General features: G+C 60.1%; 25 protein-coding genes. 22 read left to right on the forward strand and 3 right to left on the reverse strand.

Annotation, left to right across the window (positions count from 1 at the left end; translation table 11 throughout):
• The first annotated feature begins 22 nt into the window (after window positions 1-22).
• From secD to Q1W70_RS15505, 3 genes are all read left to right on the forward strand, one after another.
• Window positions 23-1,891, forward strand: coding sequence for a protein translocase subunit SecD (gene secD, locus Q1W70_RS15495; protein ID WP_182342182.1), 1,869 nt, complete (start codon window positions 23-25; stop codon window positions 1,889-1,891).
• Between the two features lie 9 nt (window positions 1,892-1,900).
• Window positions 1,901-2,815 (forward strand): protein translocase subunit SecF, encoded by a 915-nt coding sequence (gene secF, locus Q1W70_RS15500; protein ID WP_166592895.1) that lies wholly within the window; start codon window positions 1,901-1,903, stop codon window positions 2,813-2,815.
• A gap of 119 nt (window positions 2,816-2,934) precedes the next feature.
• Window positions 2,935-3,483, forward strand: coding sequence for a glycine zipper 2TM domain-containing protein (locus Q1W70_RS15505; RefSeq protein ID WP_166592894.1), 549 nt, complete (start codon window positions 2,935-2,937; stop codon window positions 3,481-3,483).
• A gap of 32 nt (window positions 3,484-3,515) precedes the next feature.
• Here the strand turns inward: Q1W70_RS15505 and Q1W70_RS15510 are convergent, their stop codons facing one another.
• A complete protein-coding gene (locus tag Q1W70_RS15510) occupies window positions 3,516-3,737 on the reverse strand; it encodes a hypothetical protein (protein WP_256669976.1) in 222 nt (73 codons plus the stop codon).
• Here Q1W70_RS15510 and Q1W70_RS15515 point away from each other — a divergent pair.
• Window positions 3,660-4,811, forward strand: a complete 1,152-nt coding sequence (locus Q1W70_RS15515; RefSeq protein ID WP_302098917.1) for an ISL3 family transposase — start codon at window positions 3,660-3,662, stop codon at window positions 4,809-4,811. The genes Q1W70_RS15510 and Q1W70_RS15515 overlap by 78 nt on opposite strands.
• A 36-nt stretch (window positions 4,812-4,847) precedes the next feature.
• Here the strand turns inward: Q1W70_RS15515 and Q1W70_RS15520 are convergent, their stop codons facing one another.
• Window positions 4,848-6,179, reverse strand: a complete 1,332-nt coding sequence (locus tag Q1W70_RS15520; protein ID WP_265538328.1) for an IS4 family transposase — start codon at window positions 6,177-6,179, stop codon at window positions 4,848-4,850.
• Window positions 6,180-6,295: 116 nt separating this feature from the next.
• The gene (suhB, locus tag Q1W70_RS15525) at window positions 6,296-7,114 is read right to left on the reverse strand and encodes a type III secretion system regulator SuhB (RefSeq protein ID WP_003185165.1); all 819 of its coding nucleotides are present in this window, start codon (window positions 7,112-7,114) and stop codon (window positions 6,296-6,298) included.
• A 145-nt stretch (window positions 7,115-7,259) separates the two neighbouring features.
• Between suhB and trmJ the strand changes: the two genes are divergently transcribed.
• The 18 genes from trmJ (at window position 7,260) to bamB (ending at window position 22,384) form a co-directional block, all read left to right on the forward strand.
• On the forward strand, window positions 7,260-8,030 hold the full coding sequence (trmJ, locus tag Q1W70_RS15530) for a tRNA (cytosine(32)/uridine(32)-2'-O)-methyltransferase TrmJ (RefSeq protein WP_166593054.1): 771 nt from the start codon (window positions 7,260-7,262) through the stop codon (window positions 8,028-8,030).
• A 2-nt stretch (window positions 8,031-8,032) separates the two neighbouring features.
• Window positions 8,033-8,809, forward strand: coding sequence for a serine O-acetyltransferase (gene cysE, locus Q1W70_RS15535; RefSeq protein WP_302097538.1), 777 nt, complete (start codon window positions 8,033-8,035; stop codon window positions 8,807-8,809).
• A gap of 266 nt (window positions 8,810-9,075) precedes the next feature.
• Window positions 9,076-9,567, forward strand: a complete 492-nt coding sequence (iscR, locus tag Q1W70_RS15540) for a Fe-S cluster assembly transcriptional regulator IscR (RefSeq protein WP_095166055.1) — start codon at window positions 9,076-9,078, stop codon at window positions 9,565-9,567.
• Between the two features lie 50 nt (window positions 9,568-9,617).
• Entirely contained in the window at window positions 9,618-10,832 is a 1,215-nt protein-coding gene (locus Q1W70_RS15545; RefSeq protein WP_166593056.1) for an IscS subfamily cysteine desulfurase, read from the forward strand.
• A gap of 87 nt (window positions 10,833-10,919) precedes the next feature.
• Window positions 10,920-11,306: a Fe-S cluster assembly scaffold IscU gene (gene iscU / locus Q1W70_RS15550; protein WP_003185157.1), complete on the forward strand. Its 387-nt coding sequence runs from the start codon at window positions 10,920-10,922 to the stop codon at window positions 11,304-11,306.
• A gap of 34 nt (window positions 11,307-11,340) precedes the next feature.
• On the forward strand, window positions 11,341-11,664 hold the full coding sequence (gene iscA, locus Q1W70_RS15555; protein ID WP_003227904.1) for an iron-sulfur cluster assembly protein IscA: 324 nt from the start codon (window positions 11,341-11,343) through the stop codon (window positions 11,662-11,664).
• A gap of 8 nt (window positions 11,665-11,672) precedes the next feature.
• Complete coding sequence (gene hscB, locus Q1W70_RS15560) at window positions 11,673-12,194, forward strand: co-chaperone HscB (protein WP_166593057.1); 522 nt, start codon at window positions 11,673-11,675, stop codon at window positions 12,192-12,194.
• Between the two features lie 51 nt (window positions 12,195-12,245).
• Window positions 12,246-14,111 carry a Fe-S protein assembly chaperone HscA gene (gene hscA, locus Q1W70_RS15565; RefSeq protein ID WP_166593058.1) on the forward strand — a complete coding sequence of 622 codons (1,866 nt, stop codon included), beginning with the start codon at window positions 12,246-12,248 and terminating at the stop codon, window positions 14,109-14,111.
• Entirely contained in the window at window positions 14,111-14,452 is a 342-nt protein-coding gene (gene fdx / locus Q1W70_RS15570; protein ID WP_166593059.1) for an ISC system 2Fe-2S type ferredoxin, read from the forward strand. Before hscA ends, fdx begins: the two co-directional genes overlap by 1 nt.
• Window positions 14,453-14,466: 14 nt before the next feature.
• A complete protein-coding gene (iscX, locus tag Q1W70_RS15575; protein ID WP_017123703.1) occupies window positions 14,467-14,667 on the forward strand; it encodes a Fe-S cluster assembly protein IscX in 201 nt (66 codons plus the stop codon).
• A gap of 88 nt (window positions 14,668-14,755) precedes the next feature.
• Window positions 14,756-15,181: a nucleoside-diphosphate kinase gene (ndk, locus tag Q1W70_RS15580; protein ID WP_007916882.1), complete on the forward strand. Its 426-nt coding sequence runs from the start codon at window positions 14,756-14,758 to the stop codon at window positions 15,179-15,181.
• 28 nt (window positions 15,182-15,209) lie between these two features.
• Complete coding sequence (gene rlmN, locus Q1W70_RS15585) at window positions 15,210-16,358, forward strand: dual-specificity RNA methyltransferase RlmN (protein ID WP_166593060.1); 1,149 nt, start codon at window positions 15,210-15,212, stop codon at window positions 16,356-16,358.
• A gap of 12 nt (window positions 16,359-16,370) precedes the next feature.
• The gene (gene pilW / locus Q1W70_RS15590) at window positions 16,371-17,129 is read left to right on the forward strand and encodes a type IV pilus biogenesis/stability protein PilW (RefSeq protein WP_185818391.1); all 759 of its coding nucleotides are present in this window, start codon (window positions 16,371-16,373) and stop codon (window positions 17,127-17,129) included.
• Window positions 17,129-18,133, forward strand: a complete 1,005-nt coding sequence (locus Q1W70_RS15595; protein WP_166593062.1) for a RodZ domain-containing protein — start codon at window positions 17,129-17,131, stop codon at window positions 18,131-18,133. The genes pilW and Q1W70_RS15595 overlap by 1 nt, the downstream gene beginning before the upstream one ends.
• Window positions 18,134-18,136: 3 nt before the next feature.
• A complete protein-coding gene (gene ispG, locus Q1W70_RS15600; protein ID WP_095166042.1) occupies window positions 18,137-19,246 on the forward strand; it encodes a flavodoxin-dependent (E)-4-hydroxy-3-methylbut-2-enyl-diphosphate synthase in 1,110 nt (369 codons plus the stop codon).
• A 22-nt stretch (window positions 19,247-19,268) separates the two neighbouring features.
• Window positions 19,269-20,558 (forward strand): histidine--tRNA ligase, encoded by a 1,290-nt coding sequence (hisS, locus tag Q1W70_RS15605; RefSeq protein ID WP_166593063.1) that lies wholly within the window; start codon window positions 19,269-19,271, stop codon window positions 20,556-20,558.
• 40 nt (window positions 20,559-20,598) lie between these two features.
• Complete coding sequence (locus Q1W70_RS15610) at window positions 20,599-21,240, forward strand: tetratricopeptide repeat protein (RefSeq protein WP_182342172.1); 642 nt, start codon at window positions 20,599-20,601, stop codon at window positions 21,238-21,240.
• Window positions 21,233-22,384 carry an outer membrane protein assembly factor BamB gene (gene bamB / locus Q1W70_RS15615; RefSeq protein WP_095166036.1) on the forward strand — a complete coding sequence of 384 codons (1,152 nt, stop codon included), beginning with the start codon at window positions 21,233-21,235 and terminating at the stop codon, window positions 22,382-22,384. The genes Q1W70_RS15610 and bamB overlap by 8 nt, the downstream gene beginning before the upstream one ends.
• The last annotated feature ends 92 nt before the right edge of the window (window positions 22,385-22,476 follow it).

Genomic DNA, 22,476 nt, shown 5'->3' on the forward strand with positions numbered 1-22,476 from the left:
CGCGTCATAAGCGGGCGGCGTGATGCTGAACAAATACCCTCTGTGGAAATACCTACTGATCCTGGCGGTGCTGGCGATCGGTCTGATTTATTCCGCTCCCAATCTATACCCTGATGACCCGGCCATTCAGGTCAGCGGTGCAAGCACTGCGCTGCAGGTCAATCAGGCGGATCTGGATCGTGTGAGCAAAGCGCTCAACGAGTCCGGGATCACCGTCAAGGCGGCCACGCTGGCAGCCAACGGCAAGGGCGGCCTGATTCGTCTGACCAAGCAGGAAGACCAGCTTCCGGCCAAGGACGTCGTTCGCAAGGCCTTGGGTGATGACTATGTCGTTGCGCTGAACCTGGCACAAACCACCCCGCAGTGGCTGCGCAACCTCGGCGCGCACCCGATGAAGTTGGGTCTGGACTTGTCCGGTGGTGTGCACTTCCTCCTGGAAGTGGACATGGACAAAGCCATCGACGCCCGCATGAAAGTTTACGAAGGCGACGTCAAGAGTCTGTTGCGCAAAGAGCGCCTGCGCTATCGCAGCCTGCCGCAACTCAACGGTGCCATTCAGTTGGGCTTCACTGATGAAGCCGCCCGCGAACAGGCCCGTGCACTGATCCGCAAGAGCTTCAACGATTTCGACATTGTTCCCGCCGACCTCAATGGTCAGCCGGTGCTGCGTCTGGCGATGACCCCGGCCAAGCTGGCGGAAATCCGTGAATACTCCATCAAGCAGAACTTGACCACGGTACGTAACCGCGTCAACGAGCTGGGTGTTGCCGAGCCTATCGTTCAGCGTCAGGGTGCCAACCGCATCGTGGTTGAACTGCCAGGCGTGCAGGACACTGCCGAAGCCAAGCGAATCCTGGGCAAGACGGCCAACCTTGAGTTCCGTCTGGCAGCAGAGCCGGGCGCATCCAAAGCCACTTCCGAGATGTTCGAGTTCCGCGAGGGCAAGCGTCCTCCTGCGCAGATCGAGCGTGGCCTGATCATCACGGGCGACCAGGTGACTGACGCCAAGGCCGGTTTCGGCGAGCACGGCACCCCAGAGGTGAACATTCGCCTGGACGGTCATGGCGGCGAGCTGATGAACCGTGCGACCCGTTCCAACGTCGGTCGCAGCATGGCGGTGATCTTCATCGAGCAACGTCCGGTGACCACCTACGTCAAGCAGGTCGTCAACGGCGTCGAGAAAGACGTGGCGGTGCAGACGTTCAAGGAAGAGAAGAAGATCATCAGCCTGGCGACCATCCAGTCGCCGCTGGGTGCTCAGTTCCGCATCACCGGCCTGAACGGCCAGGGCGAATCCTCGGAGCTGGCGCTGCTGCTGCGCGCCGGTGGTCTGGCGGCCCCGATGTACTTCGCTGAAGAACGTACCATTGGTCCAAGCCTGGGTGCCGACAACATCACCAAGGGTGTCGATGCCTCGCTGTGGGGCATGCTGTTCGTGTCGCTGTTCATCATGGCGATCTACCGCTTCTTCGGCCTGATCGCCACGGTGGCGCTGGGCGTGAACATGGTGCTGCTGCTGGCCCTGATGTCGCTGCTGGGTGCAACCCTGACCCTGCCGGGTATCGCCGGTATCGTGCTGACCATGGGTATGGCGGTCGACGCCAACGTGCTGATCTTCTCGCGGATTCGTGAGGAAATCGCGGCGGGCATGACTGTGCAACGGGCAATCAACGAAGGTTTCGGGCGCGCATTCACCGCGATTCTCGACGCCAACCTGACCACCTTGCTGGTGGGCGGGATTCTGTTTGCCATGGGTACAGGTCCGGTCAAGGGCTTCGCCGTGACCATGTCCCTCGGGGTTCTGACCTCGATGTTCACGGCCATCATGGTTACCCGTGCGATGGTCAACCTGATCTTCGGCGGTCGTGACTTCAAGAAGTTGTGGATTTAAGGGGCTGCCATGTTACGTACAATCAACTTCATGGGCGTTCGCAACGTTGCGTTCGGCGTCACATTGTTCCTCACGGTGCTGGCGCTGTTCAGTGTCGCCACGAAGGGCATGAACTACGGCCTGGACTTCACCGGCGGTACGCTGATCGAGCTGACCTATGAGCGTCCGGCCGATGTGACCAAGGTGCGTGAGCAACTGGTTACCTCGGGTTATCACGAGGCGGTGGTGCAGAGCTTTGGCGCGACCACTGACCTGCTGGTGCGCATGCCAGGCGAAGACCCGCAACTGGGTCACCAGGTGGCCGAGGCCTTGCAGAAGGTCGGCGGCGACAACCCGGCTGTGGTCAAGCGCGTCGAGTTCGTCGGCCCGCAGGTGGGTGAAGAGCTGCGCGACCAGGGCGGCCTCGGCATGCTCATGGCGCTGGGCGGCATCCTGATCTACCTGGCGTTCCGCTTTCAATGGAAGTTTGCGGTCGGGGCCATCGTGTCGCTGATCCACGACGTGATCGTGACCATTGGTATCCTGTCGTTCTTCCAGATCACCTTCGACCTGACGGTGCTGGCGGCGGTGCTGGCGATCATCGGTTACTCGCTCAACGACACCATCGTGGTGTTCGACCGGGTGCGTGAGAACTTCCGCGTGCTGCGCAAGGCGACGCTGATCGAGAACATCAACATCTCGACGACTCAGACCCTGCTGCGCACCATTGCCACCTCGGTTTCGACCCTGTTGGCGATCGCCGCGCTGCTGTTCTTCGGGGGTGACAACCTGTACGGCTTCTCCTTGGCCCTGCTGGTGGGTGTATTGGCGGGTACGTACTCGTCGATCTACATCGCCAACGTGGTGCTGATCTGGCTGAACCTGAGCAGTGAAGACCTGATCCCTGTGGTCAACACCGATAAGGAAGTGGACGACCGTCCTTGAGACGTTTTCCTACCTGGTAGTACCCCAAAAGGCGCGAGTATTGAACTCGCGCCTTTTTTTGTGCTCCAAGGCTGGGAGAAGCGCGGGCATGTCCCGCATGTGATGGTCAGGAGGTTCATGTGAACAAGTCGTTGCTGGTTGGTGCGGTATTGGGTGCTGTCGGTGTGACTGCCGGGGGTGCTGTTGCCACCTACAGCCTGGTAAAAAGCGGCCCTGAGTATGCGCAAGTACTGGCCGTTGAGCCGGTCAAGAAACAGATCAAGACTCCACGTGAAGTGTGCAAGGACGTGACCGTGACCCGTCAGGCGCCGGTCAAGGATCAACACCAGATCGCAGGTACCGTGGTCGGTGCGCTGGCCGGTGGCCTGTTGGGCAACCAGATCGGCGGCGGCAGCGGCAAGAAGATCGCCACGGTCGCGGGTGCGGTGGGTGGCGGTTATGCCGGTAACAAGGTGCAGGAGGGCATGCAGGAGCGTGACACTTACACCACCACGCAAACCCGCTGCAACACGGTCAATGACATCAGTGACAAGGTTGTAGGCTACGACGTGCGTTATTCCCTTGATGGCAAGGAAGGCAAGGTGCGCATGGATCGCGATCCAGGCAACCAGATTCCGGTCAACAAGGAAGGTCAGTTGATCCTGGGTCAGAACGAGCCGGCGCAGTGATTGGTTGAAACGCAGGCATAAAAAAAGGTTCTTCACGGAATCCCGGGAAACACAGAAACAAGAACGCCGATTTGATTGATGATGTTCGTGCGAGCAAACACATCTAACAAACCGGCGTTCTTATGCGCGATATTAATACTTTCCTTCCTTTTTGGGAGGGCTTTTCTGTCGTCACGATCAAGCCTGATGGTGACGCCCTCCAGATCGATCTGACACCCCACGCCACCCGATTCCCTTCCTGTGGCGGGTGCCAAAAACCCTGTTCAACCACGCATGAGTATTGCGAGCGAGTCATTCGTGATTTGCCCATTCTCGGTCGTGCGGTGCGCCTGAGCGTTTTGCTCCGACGCGTTGGTTGCCGCGACTGTGGTAAACGCATGGAGGCCGTCAGTTGGCTGGATCGCTATGCCCGCATGACGCGGCGTCTGGCAGAGGCGGTCATTCAAGCCTGTGAGCGCCTTCCCACGCTGCACGTGGCGCAGATGTTTGGGCTGCATTGGGACACCGTTCGGTTGCTGGAGCGTCGTGCCTTGCAAGCGGCATTGAGCGATCTGCCGAAGGCGCAACCACGGCGTCTGGTGATGGACGAGTTCGCCCTGTTCAAGGGCCATCGTTACGCCAGTGTGGTGCTGGATGCGGATACACGACGAGTGCTGTGGATCGGCGAAGGCCGCAGCCGGGCGGCGGTCAGGCCGTTTTTCGAAGAGCTGGGGCCAGAGGGATGCGCCCGAATCGAAGCGGTGGCAATGGACATGAACACCGCTTTTGACCTGGAGGTTCGTCAGCACTGTCCCAACGCGCGAGTGGTCTACGACCTCTTCCATGTGGTGGCCAAGTATGGCCGAGAGGTGATTGATCGGGTTCGTGTCGACGAAGCCAATCGACTGCGTCATGACAAGCCGGCCCGACAGGTCATCAAGCAGGCGCGTTGGCTGCTCCTGCGCAACCCGCAGAACCTGAAAACACCGGAGCAACAGGTCCGCTTGGAGGATCTGCTGGCGGCCAACCACGCGTTGATGAAGGTCTATTTGATGAAGACTGAACTCAAAACGCTTTGGACGCCGAGCACCGCTTGGGGTTGGCGATCGGCCTGGAAGCAATGGCTGCGCCATGCGCATGAAAGCGAAATACCGGCACTGATCCAGTTCGCCAAACGGCTAAAGACTTACTGGCGGGGCATCGTCAGCCGGGTTCGCTGGCCGATGCACACCGGTCAGTTGGAAGGAATAAATAATCGAATAAAGGTCATCAAGCGAATGGCGTACGGTTACCGGGATAGCGAGTTCTTTTTCATGAAGATCAAGAGCGTCTTTCCCGGTAATCCGTGAAGAACCTAAAAAAAGCACCCCGTAGGGTAATGCCAGTCAGTTAAGCTGACTGGCATTTTTATTTTTGATCGGGTACTTCGGCGATTTCAGCCGAATCGCCCGAGGATAAACGCGCTCCTCCCGTCGATGAGGCAGGACGTAGTGGATAGCTGAAGCATGAAGCTCGGCCAGGTATTTGGGGATGTTCCCGGAACGATCAGCCGAGACACTGTTGATAAATCCGAGAATCGCCCAAGTGCAGGCGGTAAAGCTCATTTCGCATGGGTAAATACCGGGGCAGTGGCGACTCATTTCCACCATCTGATAGCGCAACAAGTTGTAGCCCAACAACACTCCCCATAATTCCTGCTCGATCATCTCGGGCGTTTTACTGCGCAACGTATAGCTGCTGTTGAGCAGCGTCTGTTTCATTTCCCGAAAGCCTAATTCGATCTCCCATCGCTGGCTGTACAGTTCAACGATTTCGTCGGACGGGAAGCGCAGCGGGTCGGCCATTGAGGTCAGGATCTGACACACCTTTCCCTTGACGGTTTTGCTCAGCAGTCGCGCGGTCAGGCGCTCCGGCAGCCCCGGCCATTGTTTGCGGGCCTGTGGCGAAGTGCTTAACGAGACCACTGCATCCTGACGGCCCAAACGCTGAATCACTTCGTACTGCGCACCTTTGCGCAGTGGCATCAGCCAATGACGCTCGGTGCCTGCTTGCTGCCATTGGTGCAGTAAACCCAAGGAGTAGAAGCCTCGATCAAACAGCGTCAGCGAGTGATCCGGTGTGGTTTCGATCAGTTGCTCCGCCAGTTTCATTTCGTTGCTGCGATAGCCGTCAAACGCGCTGCCGATCAGTACGTGACTGGTCAATTCCATTTGGCAAACCATGCGAACCTGAGGGAAACCAGTATCACCATGCTGGTTGCTGGCGGAGTCGTAACGCGCACGGTTTTGCGGTGTGTCGGGCGTACGCCAGACGACGCCGTCGACACCCAGCAAGCGCAAACCGGCCCAAGTCGGATGACCGGCCGCCTCATGCCAGCTTTTCTGAGTCAGATGAAAGACTTGTCGTACAGCTTCGCTGCCCAATCTCTGGCGAGCTTGGACTACGGCGCTGGGCGCCACCAACGGGCGCTGGCCTGGCAGCATGATGTTCATGCGGCTGACCACATCCCAGGCCGACATGCGTCGAAAAAAGGCCATGGAGATCACGCACCAAAGCATCATTTCCAGCGGTAAACGCCGCTTACGCAGGGTTGCTACGCCTGCCTGCTCAAGTGCCTGCTCGACCAAAGAGGGGTCGAGTAAGGAATCCAATCCCTCGATGGCGTTGGGGGTGGAGGCGATGTTGTGGGTCAGTTCCAGTGCCCGAGCGAGACGCATAAAAAAATCCGATGCCAGTACAGGCATCGGATTTTGATTTCTTGCGGCCAAAGGTCAAGCGGGACGGCTTAACTGATCGGCATTACCCCGTAGGGTGCTTTTTTTTGGCCTGGCGCTTAGCGTTTCAGCGAGGCTGGCAGGTGCGGCTGGATGGCCGTCAGGACTGCCTTGAAGCATTTGGTGTTGCCGGCAACGATGTGGCCTTTTTCCAGGAAGTCGTGACCGCCGGTGAAGTCGCTCACCAGACCGCCTGCTTCCTGAATCAGCAGGGCGCCTGCAGCCATGTCCCACTCGGACAGGCCCGATTCCCAGAATGCGTCGAAACGGCCGGCGGCGACGTACGCCAGGTCCAGGCTCGCGGCGCCAGCGCGGCGGATGCCGGCGGTCTGGCCAACCAAGGCGCGGAACATGCCCAGGTAGTTGTCGAGGTTGTCCATCTGGTCATCACGGAACGGGAAGCCGGTACCCAGCAGGGCGCCGTCCAGGCTGGTGCGACCGCTGACGCGCAGGCGACGACCGTTCAGTTGGGCGCCACGGCCACGGCTGGCGGTGAATTCTTCCTGGCGAACCGGGTCCAGGACCACGGCGTGTTCCAGGCGGCCACGGTATTTGCAGGCGATGCTGACGGCGAAGTGGGGGATACCACGCAGGAAGTTGGTGGTGCCGTCCAGTGGGTCGATGATCCACAGGTACTCTTCACCTTCGATACCGGTGCCGGCGTGCATGCCGGTCTCTTCGCCGAGGATCGAGTGGTTCGGGTAGGCTTTGCGCAGGGCGTCGACGATTTTCTGTTCGGCCGCGCGATCCACTTCGGACACGTAGTCCTTGGCGTCTTTTTCATCGACCTTGATGGTATCCAGGCGCTCGATGGAGCGGAAAATCAATTCACTGGCGCTGCGGGCGGCGCGCAGCGCGATATTCAGCATGGGCTGCATGGATGTGTCACCTAAGGTTGTTAAAGAAAGCCGGGCATTCTAGCAGAAAGTTTCTACAGATGAACGACGACGTTTGCTTTCGTAGCTTAACTTTAGGATGAACTGTAAGATTTGCGACCAAATTCCCTGTCAGAGAGCGCCTCCCTTGCTGCAGAACATTCGTGTCGTCCTGGTCAATACCAGTCATCCGGGAAACATCGGTGGGGCTGCGCGTGCCATGAAGAACATGGGGCTGTCGCGCCTGGTGCTGGTGGAGCCGCGGCTGTTTCCCCATCACGAGGCCGATGCACGGGCTTCGGGTGCCGGCGACATCCTGGAAAAGGCGCAAGTGGTCGCCACCCTGGAAGACGCGCTGGTGGGCTGCAATCTGGTGCTCGGTACCAGTGCTCGCGACCGTCGTATTCCCTGGCCGCTGCTCGATCCACGCGAGTGCGGGACGAAGGTGGTCGAGGAAGCGGCGGCCGGCGCCGAGATCGCCCTGGTGTTCGGTCGTGAAGATTCCGGCCTGACCAATGAAGAGCTGCAGCGATGTCATTATCACGTGCACATTCCATCGGACCCTGAGTTCAGTTCGCTGAACCTGGGGGCTGCGGTGCAGGTGCTGAGCTATGAAGTGCGCATGTCCTGGCTGGCCGCGCAAGGCCAGCCAAGCAAGGTCGAGAAGGAAGAAGTGGCGTCCACCAAGAGCGGTGAGCTGGCGACCATGGATGAGCTGGAGCGATTTTATGAACACCTGGAGCAGACCCTGGTGGCCATCGAGTTTCTCGACCCGGAAAAACCGCGACACTTGATGGCGCGCCTGCGCCGGCTGTACGGACGAAGCTCGGTCAGCCGGGCGGAGATGAATATTTTGCGTGGCATCCTCACGGAAACCCAGAAAGCGGCCCGTGGTGAGCTCCTTAAGCGGAAGGATTAATGATGTTCGAGCGTTTGCGTGAAGATATCCAGAGCGTTTTCCATCGGGATCCGGCGGCACGTAATGCATTCGAAGTGCTGACCTGCTACCCGGGCATGCACGCGATCTGGATTCATCGCCTGTCGGCGGCGCTGTGGGGTTGGGGTTGGAAATGGCTGGCGCGGCTGGTATCGAACTTCGGTCGCTGGCTGACCGGGATCGAGATTCACCCGGGCGCCAAGGTGGGTCGACGCTTCTTTATTGACCACGGCATGGGCATTGTCATTGGTGAAACCGCCGAGATCGGTGATGACGTGACCCTGTATCAGGGCGTGACGCTGGGCGGCACGAGCTGGAACAAGGGCAAGCGCCACCCGACGCTGGAAGATGGTGTGGTGGTGGGCGCTGGCGCCAAGGTGCTGGGGCCGTTTACCGTGGGGGCGGGCGCTAAGGTCGGCTCCAATGCGGTGGTGACCAAGGCGGTGCCGGCCGGTGCGACAGTGGTCGGGATTCCTGGGCGGATCATCGTCAAGTCCGACGACGAGCAGGAGGCCAAGCGCAAGGCCATGGCCGAGAAGATCGGTTTTGATGCCTACGGTGTCGGCGAAGACATGCCCGACCCGGTGGCGCGGGCCATTGGTCAGTTGCTCGATCACCTGCAGGCGGTGGATGGTCGTCTGGAAGGCATGTGCGGCGCGCTGAAAGACCTGGGCAGCCCTTATTGTGCCAAGGGCCTGCCTGAGTTGCGCGAAGAGGACTTTGCCTGCGTGAAGGGCAAGGATCAGACCCAGGCCAGCTAGGCGAGTCGCTCCCCATCGCGGGCAAGCCCGCTCCCACAGGAATTTTCGGTGCTGACGCAATCTGTGTATCACCGAAGACCTGGTGGGAGCGGGCTTGCCCGCGATGAAGGATGGCGCGGTACTGCTGGCTGTAACCTGCCAGCCTTTGCTATGATACGCGCGCTCTTTTGCCGGTAAACCTGACTAAAGTACTAGGTCTTATAGTTGACTTAAATACTCGGGAATTGCATACTCCTCCCCATCCCGAAACTCCGCGGTAATTGTCCATGCGACTGACTACAAAAGGCCGATACGCTGTAACCGCCATGCTTGACCTGGCGTTGCACGCGCAGCATGGGCCTGTGTCCCTGGCTGACATTTCCGAGCGCCAAGGCATTTCCCTGTCCTACCTCGAACAGCTTTTCGCCAAGTTGCGCCGCAGCAACCTGGTCTCCAGCGTTCGTGGTCCTGGCGGCGGCTACCAGCTGTCGCGTGACATGCAGGGCATTCAGGTCGCTCAGGTGATCGACGCGGTAAATGAATCGGTTGACGCTACCAAGTGCCAGGGTCTGGGTGATTGCCACGGTGGCGATACCTGTCTGACCCACCACCTGTGGTGTGATCTGAGCCTGCAAATCCACGAATTTCTCAGCGGTATCAGCTTGGCTGATCTTGTCACTCGCCGTGAAGTGCAAGAAGTAGCCCAGCGTCAGGACCAGCGTCGTTGCAACAGCAAGTCGCCGCGCCTGGACAAGATTGAAGCGTCCGCCGTCGAATGACAGCCAAAGAGCTAGCGGCACGCCAGCCAGCCTGATTTAGGAGATAGTCCATGAAATTGCCGATTTACCTTGATTACTCTGCGACCACCCCGGTTGATCCGCGTGTCGCGCAAAAGATGAGTGAATGCCTGCTGGTCGACGGAAACTTCGGTAACCCGGCGTCCCGCTCCCACGTGTTCGGCTGGAAAGCCGAAGAATCGGTCGAGAACGCTCGCCGCCAGGTCGCCGACCTGGTCAACGCCGACCCGCGTGAAATCGTCTGGACCTCCGGCGCCACCGAGTCAGACAACCTGGCAATCAAGGGTGCGGCACATTTCTATGCCACCAAAGGCAAGCACCTGATCACCACCAAGATTGAGCACAAGGCTGTCCTCGACACCATGCGCCAACTGGAGCGTGAAGGTTTCGAAGTGACCTACCTCGAGCCGCGCACCGATGGCCTGGTGACTCCGGAAATGATCGAAGCTGCACTGCGTGACGACACCATCCTGGTTTCGGTCATGCACGTGAACAACGAAATCGGCACCATCAACGACATCGCCGCCATCGGCGAGTTGCTCCGCGCCAAGGGCATCCTGTTCCACGTCGACGCCGCACAGTCCACTGGCAAGGTCGAGATCGACCTGCAGAAGCTGAAAGTCGACATGATGTCCTTCTCCGCTCACAAGACCTACGGCCCTAAAGGCATCGGCGCACTGTACGTGAGCCGCAAGCCGCGTGTGCGCATCGAAGCGACCATGCACGGTGGCGGTCATGAGCGTGGCATGCGCTCCGGCACCCTGGCCACTCACCAGATCGTCGGCATGGGCGAAGCCTTCCGCGTAGCCAAGGAAGACATGGCTGCCGAGAACGTACGCATCAAGGCCCTGAGCGACCGCTTCTACAAGCAGGTCGAGCACCTGGAAGAGCTGTACGTCAACGGCAGCATGACCGCCCGCGTTCCGCACAACCTGAACCTGAGCTTCAACTACGTTGAAGGCGAGTCGCTGATCATGGCGCTCAAGGACCTGGCGGTTTCCTCCGGTTCGGCCTGCACCTCGGCTTCGCTCGAGCCTTCGTACGTACTGCGTGCCCTGGGCCGCAACGACGAACTGGCACACAGCTCGATCCGCTTCACCTTCGGCCGCTTCACCACCGAAGAAGAAATCGATTACGCCGCGCAGAAAGTCTGCGAGGCCGTTACCAAGCTGCGCGCTCTGTCGCCGCTGTGGGACATGTACAAAGACGGCGTCGACATTTCGAAGATCGAGTGGGCGGCACACTGATATATAAGTCGCCGCACACGGGCTCTGTCTTGAAATTTCGGTTTGCAGGGCCCAAAGAGCGACTCTCTGATGAGTGAGGATTGAATCATGGCTTACAGCGAAAAGGTCATCGACCACTACGAAAACCCGCGCAACGTCGGCAAGATGGACGCGCAGGATCCTGATGTCGGCACTGGCATGGTCGGCGCTCCGGCGTGCGGCGACGTGATGCGCCTGCAGATCAAGGTCAACGAGCAAGGCATCATCGAAGACGCCAAGTTCAAGACCTACGGCTGCGGTTCCGCCATTGCTTCCAGCTCCCTGGCCACCGAGTGGATGAAGGGCAAGACCCTGGATGAAGCCGAGACCATCAAGAACACTCAGCTGGCTGAAGAACTGGCCCTGCCGCCAGTGAAAATCCACTGCTCGGTACTCGCTGAAGACGCCATCAAGGCTGCTGTTCGCGACTACAAGCAGAAAAAAGGCTTGATCTGACTTTCAGGTTTTGGCGACGAGTAAGGAGTCAACGATGGCTATCAGCATGACAGAAGCGGCTGCTCGACACGTGCGACGCTCCCTCGACGGGCGCGGCAAAGGTGAGGGGATTCGCCTGGGTGTTCGCACCACGGGCTGTTCCGGCCTTGCCTACGTGCTGGAGTTTGTCGACGAAGTGGTGGCAGAGGATCAGGTGTTCGAGAGTCACGGCGAGAAAGTGATCATCGACCCGAAAAGCCTGGCCTACCTGGACGGCACCGAGCTCGATTTCGTCAAGGAAGGGTTGAACGAAGGCTTCAAGTTCAACAATCCCAACGTACGCGGTGAATGTGGCTGCGGCGAAAGCTTCAACATCTGAGGCTTGTCGTGGGAACTCCTTGTCATTTCGCTTTATTTGAGCTGCAACCGAGCTTCAACCTGGACCTCGATCAGCTGGCTACGCGCTACCGTGAGTTGGCGCGCGGCGTTCATCCGGACCGCTTTGCTGATGCTTCCGAGCGTGAGCAACGGCTGGCGCTAGAGCAATCCGCGAGCCTCAACGAGGCCTACCAGACGCTCAAGAGTCCCCCCAAGCGCGCGCGTTACCTGCTCGCGATGGGTGGTGGCGAGCTGCCGCTGGAGGTCACGGTGCATGATCCGGAGTTTCTTCTGCAGCAGATGCAATGGCGCGAAGAGCTCGAAGACCTGCAAGACAGCGCCGACCTGGCCGGGGTTGCGGTATTCAAGCGCCGCCTGAAGGTCGCCCAGGAAGAGCTGAACCAAAGCTTCGCAGCTTGCTGGAACGATGCCGCGCAACGCGAACAGGCCGAACGCCTGATGCGGCGCATGCAGTTCCTCGACAAGCTCACCTACGAAGTGCGCCAGTTAGAAGAGCGCCTCGACGATTAACCCAGTGCCGCCTCGGTCGCACGCCTGATATACAGATAAGTCCTGATAACGATGGCCCTACTGCAGATCGCCGAACCCGGCCAAAGTCCTCAACCGCACCAGCGTCGTCTGGCTGTGGGGATCGACTTGGGCACTACCAATTCGCTGGTCGCTGCGTTGCGCAGTGGTCTTTCCGAGCCGCTGGCCGACGCTGACGGGCAGGTCATCCTGCCGTCTGCCGTGCGCTATCACGTTGATCGCGTCGAAGTGGGCGAATCCGCCAGGCTGGCTGCCGCTACCGACCCGTTGAACACCGTGCTGTCGGTCAAGCGCTTGATGGGTCGTGGTCTTTCCGACGTCAAGCAACTGGGCGAGCAACTGCCGTACCGCTTTGTCGGTGGCGAGTCGCATATGCCGTTCATCGACACCGTTCAAGGGCCGAAAAGCCCGGTCGAAGTCTCCGCCGATATCCTCAAGGTGCTGCGTCAGCGCGCTGAAGCGGCGTTGGGGGGTGAACTGGTGGGGGCCGTGATCACGGTTCCGGCCTACTTCGACGATGCCCAGCGTCAAGCCACCAAGGATGCGGCCAAACTGGCCGGCCTGAATGTGCTGCGCCTGCTCAATGAGCCAACGGCTGCGGCGGTCGCCTACGGGCTGGACCAGCACGCCGAAGGCCTGGTTGCTATCTATGACCTGGGCGGCGGCACCTTCGATATTTCGATTCTGCGCCTGACCGGCGGTGTGTTTGAGGTCCTGGCGACCGGCGGCGACAGCGCCCTGGGTGGCGATGATTTTGACCACGCCATTGCTGGCTGGATCATCGAGAGCGCCGGCTTGTCCGCCGATCTCGACCCGGGCGCGCAGCGTCAACTGCTGCAAACCGCCTGCGCGGCCAAGGAAGCGCTGACCAATGCCCCGTCGGTCGACGTGACTCATGGCACCTGGAAAGCCGAGCTGACCCGTGAAGCCTTTGATGCGCTGATCGAGCCAATGGTCGCGCGCAGCCTCAAGGCCTGTCGTCGTGCTGTGCGTGACTCCGGCATCGAGCTGGATGAAGTGCATGCGGTGGTCATGGTTGGTGGTTCCACTCGTGTGCCGCGGGTGCGCGAGGCCGTCGCTGAAGCCTTTGGTCGCCAGCCGCTGACTGAAATCGATCCGGATCAAGTGGTGGCCATTGGTGCTGCGATCCAGGCCGATACCCTGGCAGGCAACAAGCGTGACGGTGGCGAACTGCTCCTGCTCGACGTGATCCCGTTGTCCCTGGGGCTGGAAACCATGGGCGGCCTGATGGAGAAGGTGATTCCGCGCAACACCACGATCCCGGTGGCGCGTGCTCAGGACTTCACCACCTACAAAGACGGCCAGTCGGCCATGATGATTCATGTCCTGCAGGGCGAGCGTGAGCTGATCAGCGATTGCCGCTCCCTGGCGCGTTTTGAATTGCGCGGTATTCCGGCCATGGTGGCCGGTGCGGCGAAGATTCGCGTGACCTTCCAGGTCGACGCCGACGGCCTGCTCAGCGTGTCGGCACGCGAGCTGGGTTCGGGCGTGGAGGCGAGCATCCAGGTCAAGCCGTCCTACGGTCTGACCGACGGCGAAATTGCCAAGATGCTCAAGGATTCGTTCCAGCACGCCAATGATGACAAGGTTGCCCGCGTCCTGCGCGAGCAGCAGGTTGATGCCCAGCGCCTGGTCGAGGCTGTGCAGGGTGCTCTGGAGGCGGATGGCGAGCGCTTGCTCGACGCCGAAGAGCGCATGGTCATCGACATGCAGGTGCAGGAACTGATCGAACTGATGAAAGGTACTGATGGTTACGCCATCGAGCAGCAGACCAAGCGTCTGTCGCAAGTGACCGACGCTTTTGCTGCCCGCCGCATGGACCAGACGGTGAAGGCCGCTCTGTCGGGGCGCAATCTGAATGAAATCGAGGATATCTGATGCCGCAGGTCATTTTTCTGCCACACGAGAAGTTCTGCCCGGACGGCATGGTTGTCGAGGCTGAGCCCGGCACTTCTATTCTCGATCTGGCACACGAACACCATATCGAGATGGAAAGCGCCTGCGGTGGCGTCTGCGCCTGCACCACGTGCCACTGCCTGATTCGTGAGGGTTTTGACTCGCTGGAAGAGGCCGACGAGCTGGAAGAGGACTATCTTGATCGGGCCTGGGGTCTGGAGCCTGTGTCCCGCCTGGCCTGTCAGGCCAAGGTCGGCACCGAAGACCTGACCGTCGAGATTCCGAAGTATTCGCTCAACCACGCTGCCGAAGCGCCGCACTGATTCAAGGAATTGTCATGAGTCTGAAGTGGACTGATGTACTGGAAATCGCGATCCAGCTGGCGGAAAGCAAGCCGGATGTAGATCCAATGTCGGTCAATTTCGTCGATCTACGCAAGTGGGTCATGGAATTGCCCGAGTTTGACGACAAGCCCGAGCACTGCGGGGAAAAGATTCTGGAGGCCATTCAGGCCCACTGGATCGAAGAGCGCGACTGAAGCTCGCCGCAGGTTAGGCAATACCCAAGAACCCGCGTATAATTCGCGGGTTTAATTTTTCGCAAATTACCGTTTCTGGAGTTACACCATGGCTGTTCAACGTACTTTCTCCATCATCAAGCCTGACGCTGTTGCAAAAAACGTTATCGGCGAGATCACCACTCGTTTCGAAAAAGCTGGCCTGCGCGTTGTAGCTTCGAAACTCAAGCAACTGTCCAAAGCTGAAGCCGAAGGCTTCTACGCTGAGCACAGCGCTCGTGGTTTCTTCGGCGACCTGGTTGCCTTCATGATCTCCGGCCCTGTTGTTGTACAGGTTCTGGAAGGCGAAAACGCTATCGCTCTGAACCGTGAGCTGATGGGCGCTACCAACCCTAAAGAAGCTGCTGCCGGCACCATCCGCGCTGACTTCGCTGATTCCATCGACGCCAACGCTGTACACGGTTCGGACTCCGAAGCCGCTGCTGCTCGCGAAATCTCGTACTTCTTCGCAGCTACTGAAGTAACCACTCGCTAAGCATTGGCTTAAGAGTGAAGGTGAATCCATGACTACATCGACTGTTAAAACTAACCTGCTGGGTCTGACTCAGCTGGAAATGGAAAAATTCTTCGACTCAATCGGGGAGAAGCGTTTCCGTGCCGGTCAGGTAATGAAATGGATTCACCACTTTGGCGTCGACGATTTCGACGCCATGACGAACGTCAGCAAGGCCCTGCGCGACAAGCTCAAGGCCATTGCCGAAGTTCGCGGTCCCGAAGTGGTCAGCGAGGACATTTCCAGCGACGGCACCCGTAAGTGGGTGGTGCGCGTGGCGTCCGGCAGCTGTGTCGAGACCGTGTACATTCCCCAGGGCAAACGCGGCACCTTGTGCGTTTCGTCCCAGGCAGGCTGTGCCCTGGACTGCAGTTTCTGCTCCACCGGCAAGCAAGGCTTCAATAGCAACCTCACCGCCGCCGAAGTCATCGGCCAGGTGTGGATTGCCAATAAATCGTTTGGCAGCATCCCGGCGACCGCCGACCGTGCCATCACCAACGTGGTGATGATGGGCATGGGTGAGCCGCTGCTGAACTTCGACAACGTCATCGCTGCCATGCACCTGATGATGGACGACCTGGGCTACGGCATCTCCAAGCGCCGCGTGACCCTGTCGACCTCCGGCGTGGTGCCGATGATCGACGAGCTGTCCAAGCACATCGACGTGTCCCTGGCGTTGTCGCTGCACGCACCCAACGACGCATTGCGTAACCAATTGGTACCGATCAACAAGAAGTATCCGCTTAAGATGCTCCTCGAGTCGTGCCAGCGCTACATGTCGTCCCTGGGCGAAAAACGTGTGTTGACCATCGAGTACACCTTGCTCAAAGACATCAATGACAAGGTCGAACACGCGGTGGAAATGATCGAGTTGCTCAAGAACATCCCGTGCAAGATCAACCTGATCCCGTTCAACCCGTTCCCGCATTCCGGTTACGAGCGGCCGAGCAACAACGCTATCCGGCGTTTCCAGGATCAACTGCATCACGCTGGTTTCAACGTCACCGTGCGCACCACCCGCGGCGAAGACATCGATGCCGCTTGTGGTCAATTGGTCGGGCAGGTGCTGGATCGCACCCGCCGTAGCGAACGTTACATTGCTGTGCGGGAATTGAACGCCGACAGCGATCTGGCGCAAGACGCTGCGAATCGTACCTAAGAGAGGATCTCTATGTCCCTGCGCGTTGCGCTGCTCCTGCTGTTGGCCAGCCTCTCGGCTGGCTGCGTCTCATCGGGTGATTTCAATCCAATGCAGACCAGCAAGGGCCGTGACGAGGCGCGAGTAGCCTATGTGCAGTTGGGCATGGGCTACCTGCGCCAGGGCATGACCGAGCAGGCGAAAGTCCCGCTGCGCAAAGCCCTGGAACTCGACAGCAATGACGCCGATGCCAACGCCGCCCTGGGCTTGGTGTTCCAGATGGAAATGGAGCCGGAACTGGCCGAGCAGCACTTTCGCAAGGCCCTCGCAGCACGCCCGGGCAATGCGCGGATCCTCAACAACTACGGCAGCTTTCTCTTTGAAGAGAAACGTTACAAAGAAGCCTACGAGCGCTTTCAACAGGCCGCTGCCGATAGCCTTTATCCTGAACGTTCGCGGGTCTTCGAGAACCTGGGCATGACGGCCGCGATGCTCGGCGAGCGTGATCTGGCCCGGCAACAGCTGGAAAAAGCCCTGCGCCTGAACCGCCAGCAACCACGGGCGTTGCTGGAAATGGCTGAGTTGTCCTTCGAAGACAGGCATTATGTGCCCTCGCGTGACTATTACGACCGTTTTAGCCTGCTCGCCGAGCAAAATGCACGTAGTCTATGGCTCGGCGTTCGGCTGGCCAGTGTGTTCGAAGATCGCGACAAGGCCGCCAGTCTGGGCCTGCAATTAAAACGACTCTATCCCGGTACGCCGGAATATCAGCAATACCTGTCGGAGCAATGATGAAAGCGGCGCATCCCGAAGTTGTAGCAGCGACTCGCGTAAACCCCGGAGAGACCTTGCGTCAGGGCCGCGAAAGCAATGGTTGGTCGTTGGCTGAAGTGGCGGTAAAGCTCAATCTCACCGTGATTTCCCTGGGTAACCTGGAAGCTGGCGCGTTCGACAAGTTGCCAGGGCATACCTTTGCCCGTGGCTACATCCGTGCCTATGCCAAATTGCTCGGCATGGACCAGGCCATCCTGGTCCAGCAGTTCGACCAGCACACCGGCACCGACGCCCAAGGCAGCAACGTTCATAGCCTGGGACGTATCGAGGAGCCCAGCCGTATTTCCCATACCATCCTGCGCATTGTCAGCCTGCTGTTGCTGATTGCGGTCGTGGGTGGCGGTTTTGTCTGGTGGCAGGATCAAACCTCGCTGCGCACCAAGGACCTGATCGGCCTGAACCCGGAGCACGTCGAAGTCGAAGGCGCCGACGGCACCACCCAGATCCACCCGCTGGACGAGCCGGAAGACCAGGCCGTCGTCGAAGCCCAGACCGAAAGCACCACCCCGCTGACCTTGCCTGAGGGTGCCTCCGTGGCCCCGAGCGCGGAAACTTCCCAGGCCCCGGTGGCAACACCTGCCGCGCCTGCGCCTGCGGTTGCCGCGCCAGCCACCCCGGCAGCGCCAGTTGCCCCGGTTGCGCCCGTGGCACCGGCACCCGTGGTCAGCGCGCCGGTAGTGCCTGTTGCGCCTGCCCCGGTGGCAACCACGCCGGTGGCCGGCTCCGGCCAGGTCCGGATCCAGTATGTGTCCGACTGCTGGACGCAGGTTTCCGACGGCAATGGCAAAGTGCTGTTCAGCGGTCTGAAACGCAAGGGCGAAACCGTCGAAGTCAGCGGCAAGCCACCCTTTGCCGTCCGCCTGGGCTTTGCCCGCGGCGCGCAAGTCAGCTACAACGGACAGGCTGTCGATGTAGCTCCGTTCACCAGTGGCGAGACTGCTCGCCTGAAGTTGGGTCAATAAGTCATGCACGGCGAATCTCCAATCAAACGTCGCGAATCCCGCAAGATCTGGGTCGGTTCGGTACCGGTGGGCGGTGATGCGCCTATCGCTGTGCAGAGCATGACCAACAGCGACACCAACGATGTTGCCGCCACCGTGGCCCAGATCAACCGTCTGGAAGCCGCTGGCGTCGACATCGTGCGGGTTTCCGTCCCGGACATGGATGCTGCTGAAGCCTTCGGTCGGATCAAGCAGTTGGTGAAGGTGCCGCTGGTGGCCGACATTCACTTCGACTACAAGATCGCCCTGCGGGTCGCTGAACTGGGTGTCGACTGCCTGCGGATCAACCCGGGCAACATCGGTCGTGAAGACCGCGTGCGTGCGGTGGTCGATGCCGCCCGCGACCGTGGGATCCCGATCCGTATCGGGGTCAACGCCGGTTCCCTGGAAAAAGACCTGCAAAAGAAATACGGCGAGCCAACGCCGGCGGCGCTGGTGGAGTCGGCCTTGCGCCACGTCGAGCACCTTGAGCGCCTGAATTTCCAGGACTTCAAGGTCAGCGTGAAGGCCTCCGACGTGTTCATGGCCGTCGAAGCCTACCGCTTGCTGGCCAAGGAAATCGTCCAGCCGTTGCACCTGGGCATCACCGAGGCCGGTGGATTGCGTTCAGGCACAGTGAAATCCGCGGTGGGCCTCGGTATGCTGCTCGCCGAAGGGATTGGCGATACTATCCGCATCTCGCTGGCGGCTGATCCCGTCGAGGAAGTGAAAGTCGGCTACGACATCCTCAAGTCCCTGCACCTGCGTTCCCGTGGCATCAACTTCATCGCCTGCCCGAGCTGCTCGCGGCAGAACTTCGATGTGGTCAAGACCATGAACGAGCTGGAAGGGCGCCTCGAAGATCTGCTGGTGCCGCTGGATGTTGCGGTCATCGGCTGCGTGGTCAACGGTCCTGGCGAAGCCAAGGAGGCCCACATCGGCCTCACTGGCGGCACGCCGAACCTGATCTACATCGACGGCAAGCCGGCGCAGAAACTGACGAATGACAATCTGGTGGATGAGCTGGAACGGCTGATCCGCCAGAAGGCGGCCGAAAAGGTCGAAGCCGACGCAGCGCTGATCGCTCGCGGCTGATCAACCGAATTAAGGAATTTTTGTGAGCAAGTCTCTGCAAGCCATCCGTGGCATGAACGACATCCTGCCCGAACAGACCCCACTGTGGCGTTATTTCGAAGGCACCGTTTCGCGTCTGCTGGATAACTACGGTTACAAGCAGATCCGCATGCCGATCGTCGAGTTCACCGAGCTGTTCAAGCGCTCTATCGGTGAAGTGACCGATATCGTCGAAAAAGAGATGTACACCTTCGAGGACCGCAACGGCGATTCCCTGACCTTGCGTCCCGAAGGCACCGCAGCCTGCGTGCGGGCTGTGCTGGAGCACGGCATCACCGGCGGTGGCCAGGTACAGAAACTCTGGTACATCGGCCCGATGTTCCGCCACGAGCGTCCACAGAAAGGCCGCTATCGCCAGTTCCACCAGATTGGTGTCGAAGTGTTCAACCTCGACGGTCCGGACATCGACGCCGAGCTGATCGTGCTGACCTGGCGCCTGTGGGGCGAGCTGGGGATCCGCGACGCGGTCAAGCTCGAGCTCAACAGCCTGGGCACCAGCGAGTCCCGTGGGCGTTACCGCGAGGCGCTGGTCGAGTACCTCTCGGCGCGCCTGGACCAACTGGACGAAGACAGCCAGCGTCGCCTCAAGACCAACCCGCTGCGCGTGCTCGACACCAAGAACGCCGATACCCAGGCGGTACTGGTCGACGCACCGAAGATGGCCGACTACCTGGATGACGAATCGCGCGCGCACTTCGAAGGCCTCAAGGCCCGCCTGGACGCCGCCGGCATTCCTTATGTGATCAATCCCAAGCTGGTACGCGGGCTGGACTACTACAGCAAGACCGTATTCGAGTGGGTCACCGACAAGCTCGGCGCCCAGGGCACCGTGTGCGCGGGCGGCCGTTACGACGGTCTGGTCGAGCAGATGGGCGGCAAGCCGACCACCGGCGTGGGTTTCGCCATGGGCATCGAGCGCCTGGTGTTGCTGCTGGAAACCCTGGAGCAGATCCCGCAAGAGATTTCCCGGCAGGTCGACGTCTACCTGTGCGCCTTCGGCGAGGCTGCCGAACTGGCCGCCCTGACCCTGAGCGAGCGGGTGCGTGACCAGTTGCCCAACCTGCGCCTGCAAGTGAACGCCGGCGCCGGCAGCTTCAAAAGCCAGTTCAAGAAAGCCGACAAGAGCGGTGCGCTGTATGCACTGATCCTCGGTGACGACGAGATGGCCCAGCAAGTGGTAGGTTTCAAACCCCTGCGTGGCCAGGGCGAACAACAAAGCATTGCCTGGGACGCGCTTGCCGCTCACCTGGCCACCTGCGTCGTGCAGGGTTGAAGCTGTCAAACAGCCGATTTAGCGAATAAGGAGTATTGGGGTGTCGAGTACCGAAGATGAACAGCTGGCGGATTTGAAGGACTGGTGGACGCGCAACGGTAAACCCCTGGTCACTGGCGGCCTGTTGGCGCTGGTCATCGTGTTCGGCTGGCAGGCGTTCCAGAAGTATCAGAGCAACCAGTCGCAAGGCGCCTCGATGCTCTACCAGCAACTGCTGGAAACCACGCTGACCCCGGACGGCAAGCCTGACGCGGCCCGTGTTGCGGACCTCGCCAACAAGCTCAACAGCGAGTTCGGTGGTACTGCCTACGCGCAGTACGGTCGCCTGTTCGTGGCCAAGGTTGCGGTCGACAGCGGTAAGCTCGACGACGCTGCCAACGAACTCAAGGCCGTGGCCGACAAGCCAGTCAACCCGACCCTGGGCGAAGTGGCGCGTCAGCGTCTGGCCCAGGTGCTGGCGGCGCAGAACAAGACCGACGAAGCCCTGAAGCTGCTCGAAGGCGATGCGGACAAGGCCTTCCTGGCCACTCGCGAGGAACTCAAGGGTGACCTGCTGGTCCAGTTGGGTCGTACCGACGAAGCCCATGCGGCCTACCAGAAAGCCAAGGCGGCGCTGTCGGATGAAGCGGCAGTCGGTGGCCTACAAATCAAGCTGGACGACCTGGCCAAAGGGGATGCGTGACGTGATTCGTTGGAAACATGCAGCATTGCTGGCTCTGGCCGTCCTGGCCGCGGGTTGCAGCAGCAACAGCAAAAAAGAACTGCCACCGGCCGAACTGGTCGACTTCAAGGAAGAAGTGGTCCTGCAAAAGCAGTGGAGTCGTTCGATCGGTGACGGTCAGGGCGAAACCTACAACATGCTGGTGCCGGCCATCGACGGCGATACCATCTATGCCGGTGACGTGAATGGCACGGTCATGGCGATGGATCGCGGCAACGGTGACGTCAAGTGGGAGAAAGACCTCGAGCTGCCAGTTTCCGGCGCCGTGGGCGTGGGTTACGGGCTGGTCATGGTCGGTACCCTCAAGGGTGAAGTGATTGCCCTGGACGCCATCAACGGTGAAGAAAAATGGCGTGCCCGGGTCACCAGCGAAGTGCTGGCCCCGCCTGCCAACAACGGTGATGTGGTCGTGGTGCAAACCCAGGACGATCGCCTGATCGGCCTGGACGCCGCCACCGGCAACCAGCGTTGGTTGTACGACAGCACCCCGGCGGTCCTGACCCTGCGTGGCACCAGTGCGCCGATCGTGACCAACCGCCTGGCGCTGGCCGGTCTGTCGACCGGTAAAGTGGTGGCGCTGAACATCAACAACGGCGTGCCGATGTGGGAAACGCGTGTAGCGATCCCGCAGGGCCGTTCCGAGTTGGATCGCGTAGTCGACATCGACGGTGGCCTGCTGTTGTCCGGCGGCACCCTGTATGTCGCCAGCTACCAGGGTCGCGTTGCGGCACTGGACCTGGAGAGCGGTCGTCAGCTGTGGCAGCGTGATGCCTCCAGCTACGCCGGTGTCGCTCAAGGTTTCGGCAACGTTTATGTGAGTCTGTCTTCGGGTACCGTTGAAGGCGTCGACGAACGTTCCACCACAGCCTTGTGGAGCAACGATTCGCTGGCCCGTCGTCAACTGTCGGCCCCGGAAGTGTTCTCCAGCTACGTTGCAGTCGGTGACCTGGAAGGTTACCTGCACCTGTTGAGTCAGGTGGATGGCCGTTTCGTCGGCCGTGAACGCATCGACAGCGACGGCCTTCGTGCCCGTCCGCTGGTGGTGGGTGACACGATTTATGTGTATGGCAACAGCGGCAAACTGGAAGCGCTGACCATCAAGTAAGAACTATGCTTGGGGTTGAACCCCCAGGCGGCTTCACCTGTGGGAGCGAGCTTGCTCGCGATGGACGTCAACGATGACGCGTAGAGCCTGTA

The organism is Pseudomonas kielensis (assembly GCF_030505375.1).
GTDB lineage: Bacteria > Pseudomonadota > Gammaproteobacteria > Pseudomonadales > Pseudomonadaceae > Aquipseudomonas > Aquipseudomonas kielensis.

Coding starts and splice junctions, on each gene's coding strand:
- secD (WP_182342182.1), top strand. CDS start 23: ATGCTGAACAAATACCCTCTGTGGAAATACCTACTGATCCTGGCGGTG.
- secF (WP_166592895.1), top strand. CDS start 1,901: ATGTTACGTACAATCAACTTCATGGGCGTTCGCAACGTTGCGTTCGGC.
- Q1W70_RS15520 (WP_265538328.1), bottom strand. CDS start 6,179: ATGCGTCTCGCTCGGGCACTGGAACTGACCCACAACATCGCCTCCACC.
- suhB (WP_003185165.1), bottom strand. CDS start 7,114: ATGCAGCCCATGCTGAATATCGCGCTGCGCGCCGCCCGCAGCGCCAGT.
- cysE (WP_302097538.1), top strand. CDS start 8,033: ATGTTCGAGCGTTTGCGTGAAGATATCCAGAGCGTTTTCCATCGGGAT.
- iscR (WP_095166055.1), top strand. CDS start 9,076: ATGCGACTGACTACAAAAGGCCGATACGCTGTAACCGCCATGCTTGAC.
- Q1W70_RS15545 (WP_166593056.1), top strand. CDS start 9,618: ATGAAATTGCCGATTTACCTTGATTACTCTGCGACCACCCCGGTTGAT.
- iscU (WP_003185157.1), top strand. CDS start 10,920: ATGGCTTACAGCGAAAAGGTCATCGACCACTACGAAAACCCGCGCAAC.
- iscA (WP_003227904.1), top strand. CDS start 11,341: ATGGCTATCAGCATGACAGAAGCGGCTGCTCGACACGTGCGACGCTCC.
- hscA (WP_166593058.1), top strand. CDS start 12,246: ATGGCCCTACTGCAGATCGCCGAACCCGGCCAAAGTCCTCAACCGCAC.
- fdx (WP_166593059.1), top strand. CDS start 14,111: ATGCCGCAGGTCATTTTTCTGCCACACGAGAAGTTCTGCCCGGACGGC.
- iscX (WP_017123703.1), top strand. CDS start 14,467: ATGAGTCTGAAGTGGACTGATGTACTGGAAATCGCGATCCAGCTGGCG.
- ndk (WP_007916882.1), top strand. CDS start 14,756: ATGGCTGTTCAACGTACTTTCTCCATCATCAAGCCTGACGCTGTTGCA.
- rlmN (WP_166593060.1), top strand. CDS start 15,210: ATGACTACATCGACTGTTAAAACTAACCTGCTGGGTCTGACTCAGCTG.
- pilW (WP_185818391.1), top strand. CDS start 16,371: ATGTCCCTGCGCGTTGCGCTGCTCCTGCTGTTGGCCAGCCTCTCGGCT.
- Q1W70_RS15595 (WP_166593062.1), top strand. CDS start 17,129: ATGAAAGCGGCGCATCCCGAAGTTGTAGCAGCGACTCGCGTAAACCCC.
- ispG (WP_095166042.1), top strand. CDS start 18,137: ATGCACGGCGAATCTCCAATCAAACGTCGCGAATCCCGCAAGATCTGG.
- bamB (WP_095166036.1), top strand. CDS start 21,233: ATGCGTGACGTGATTCGTTGGAAACATGCAGCATTGCTGGCTCTGGCC.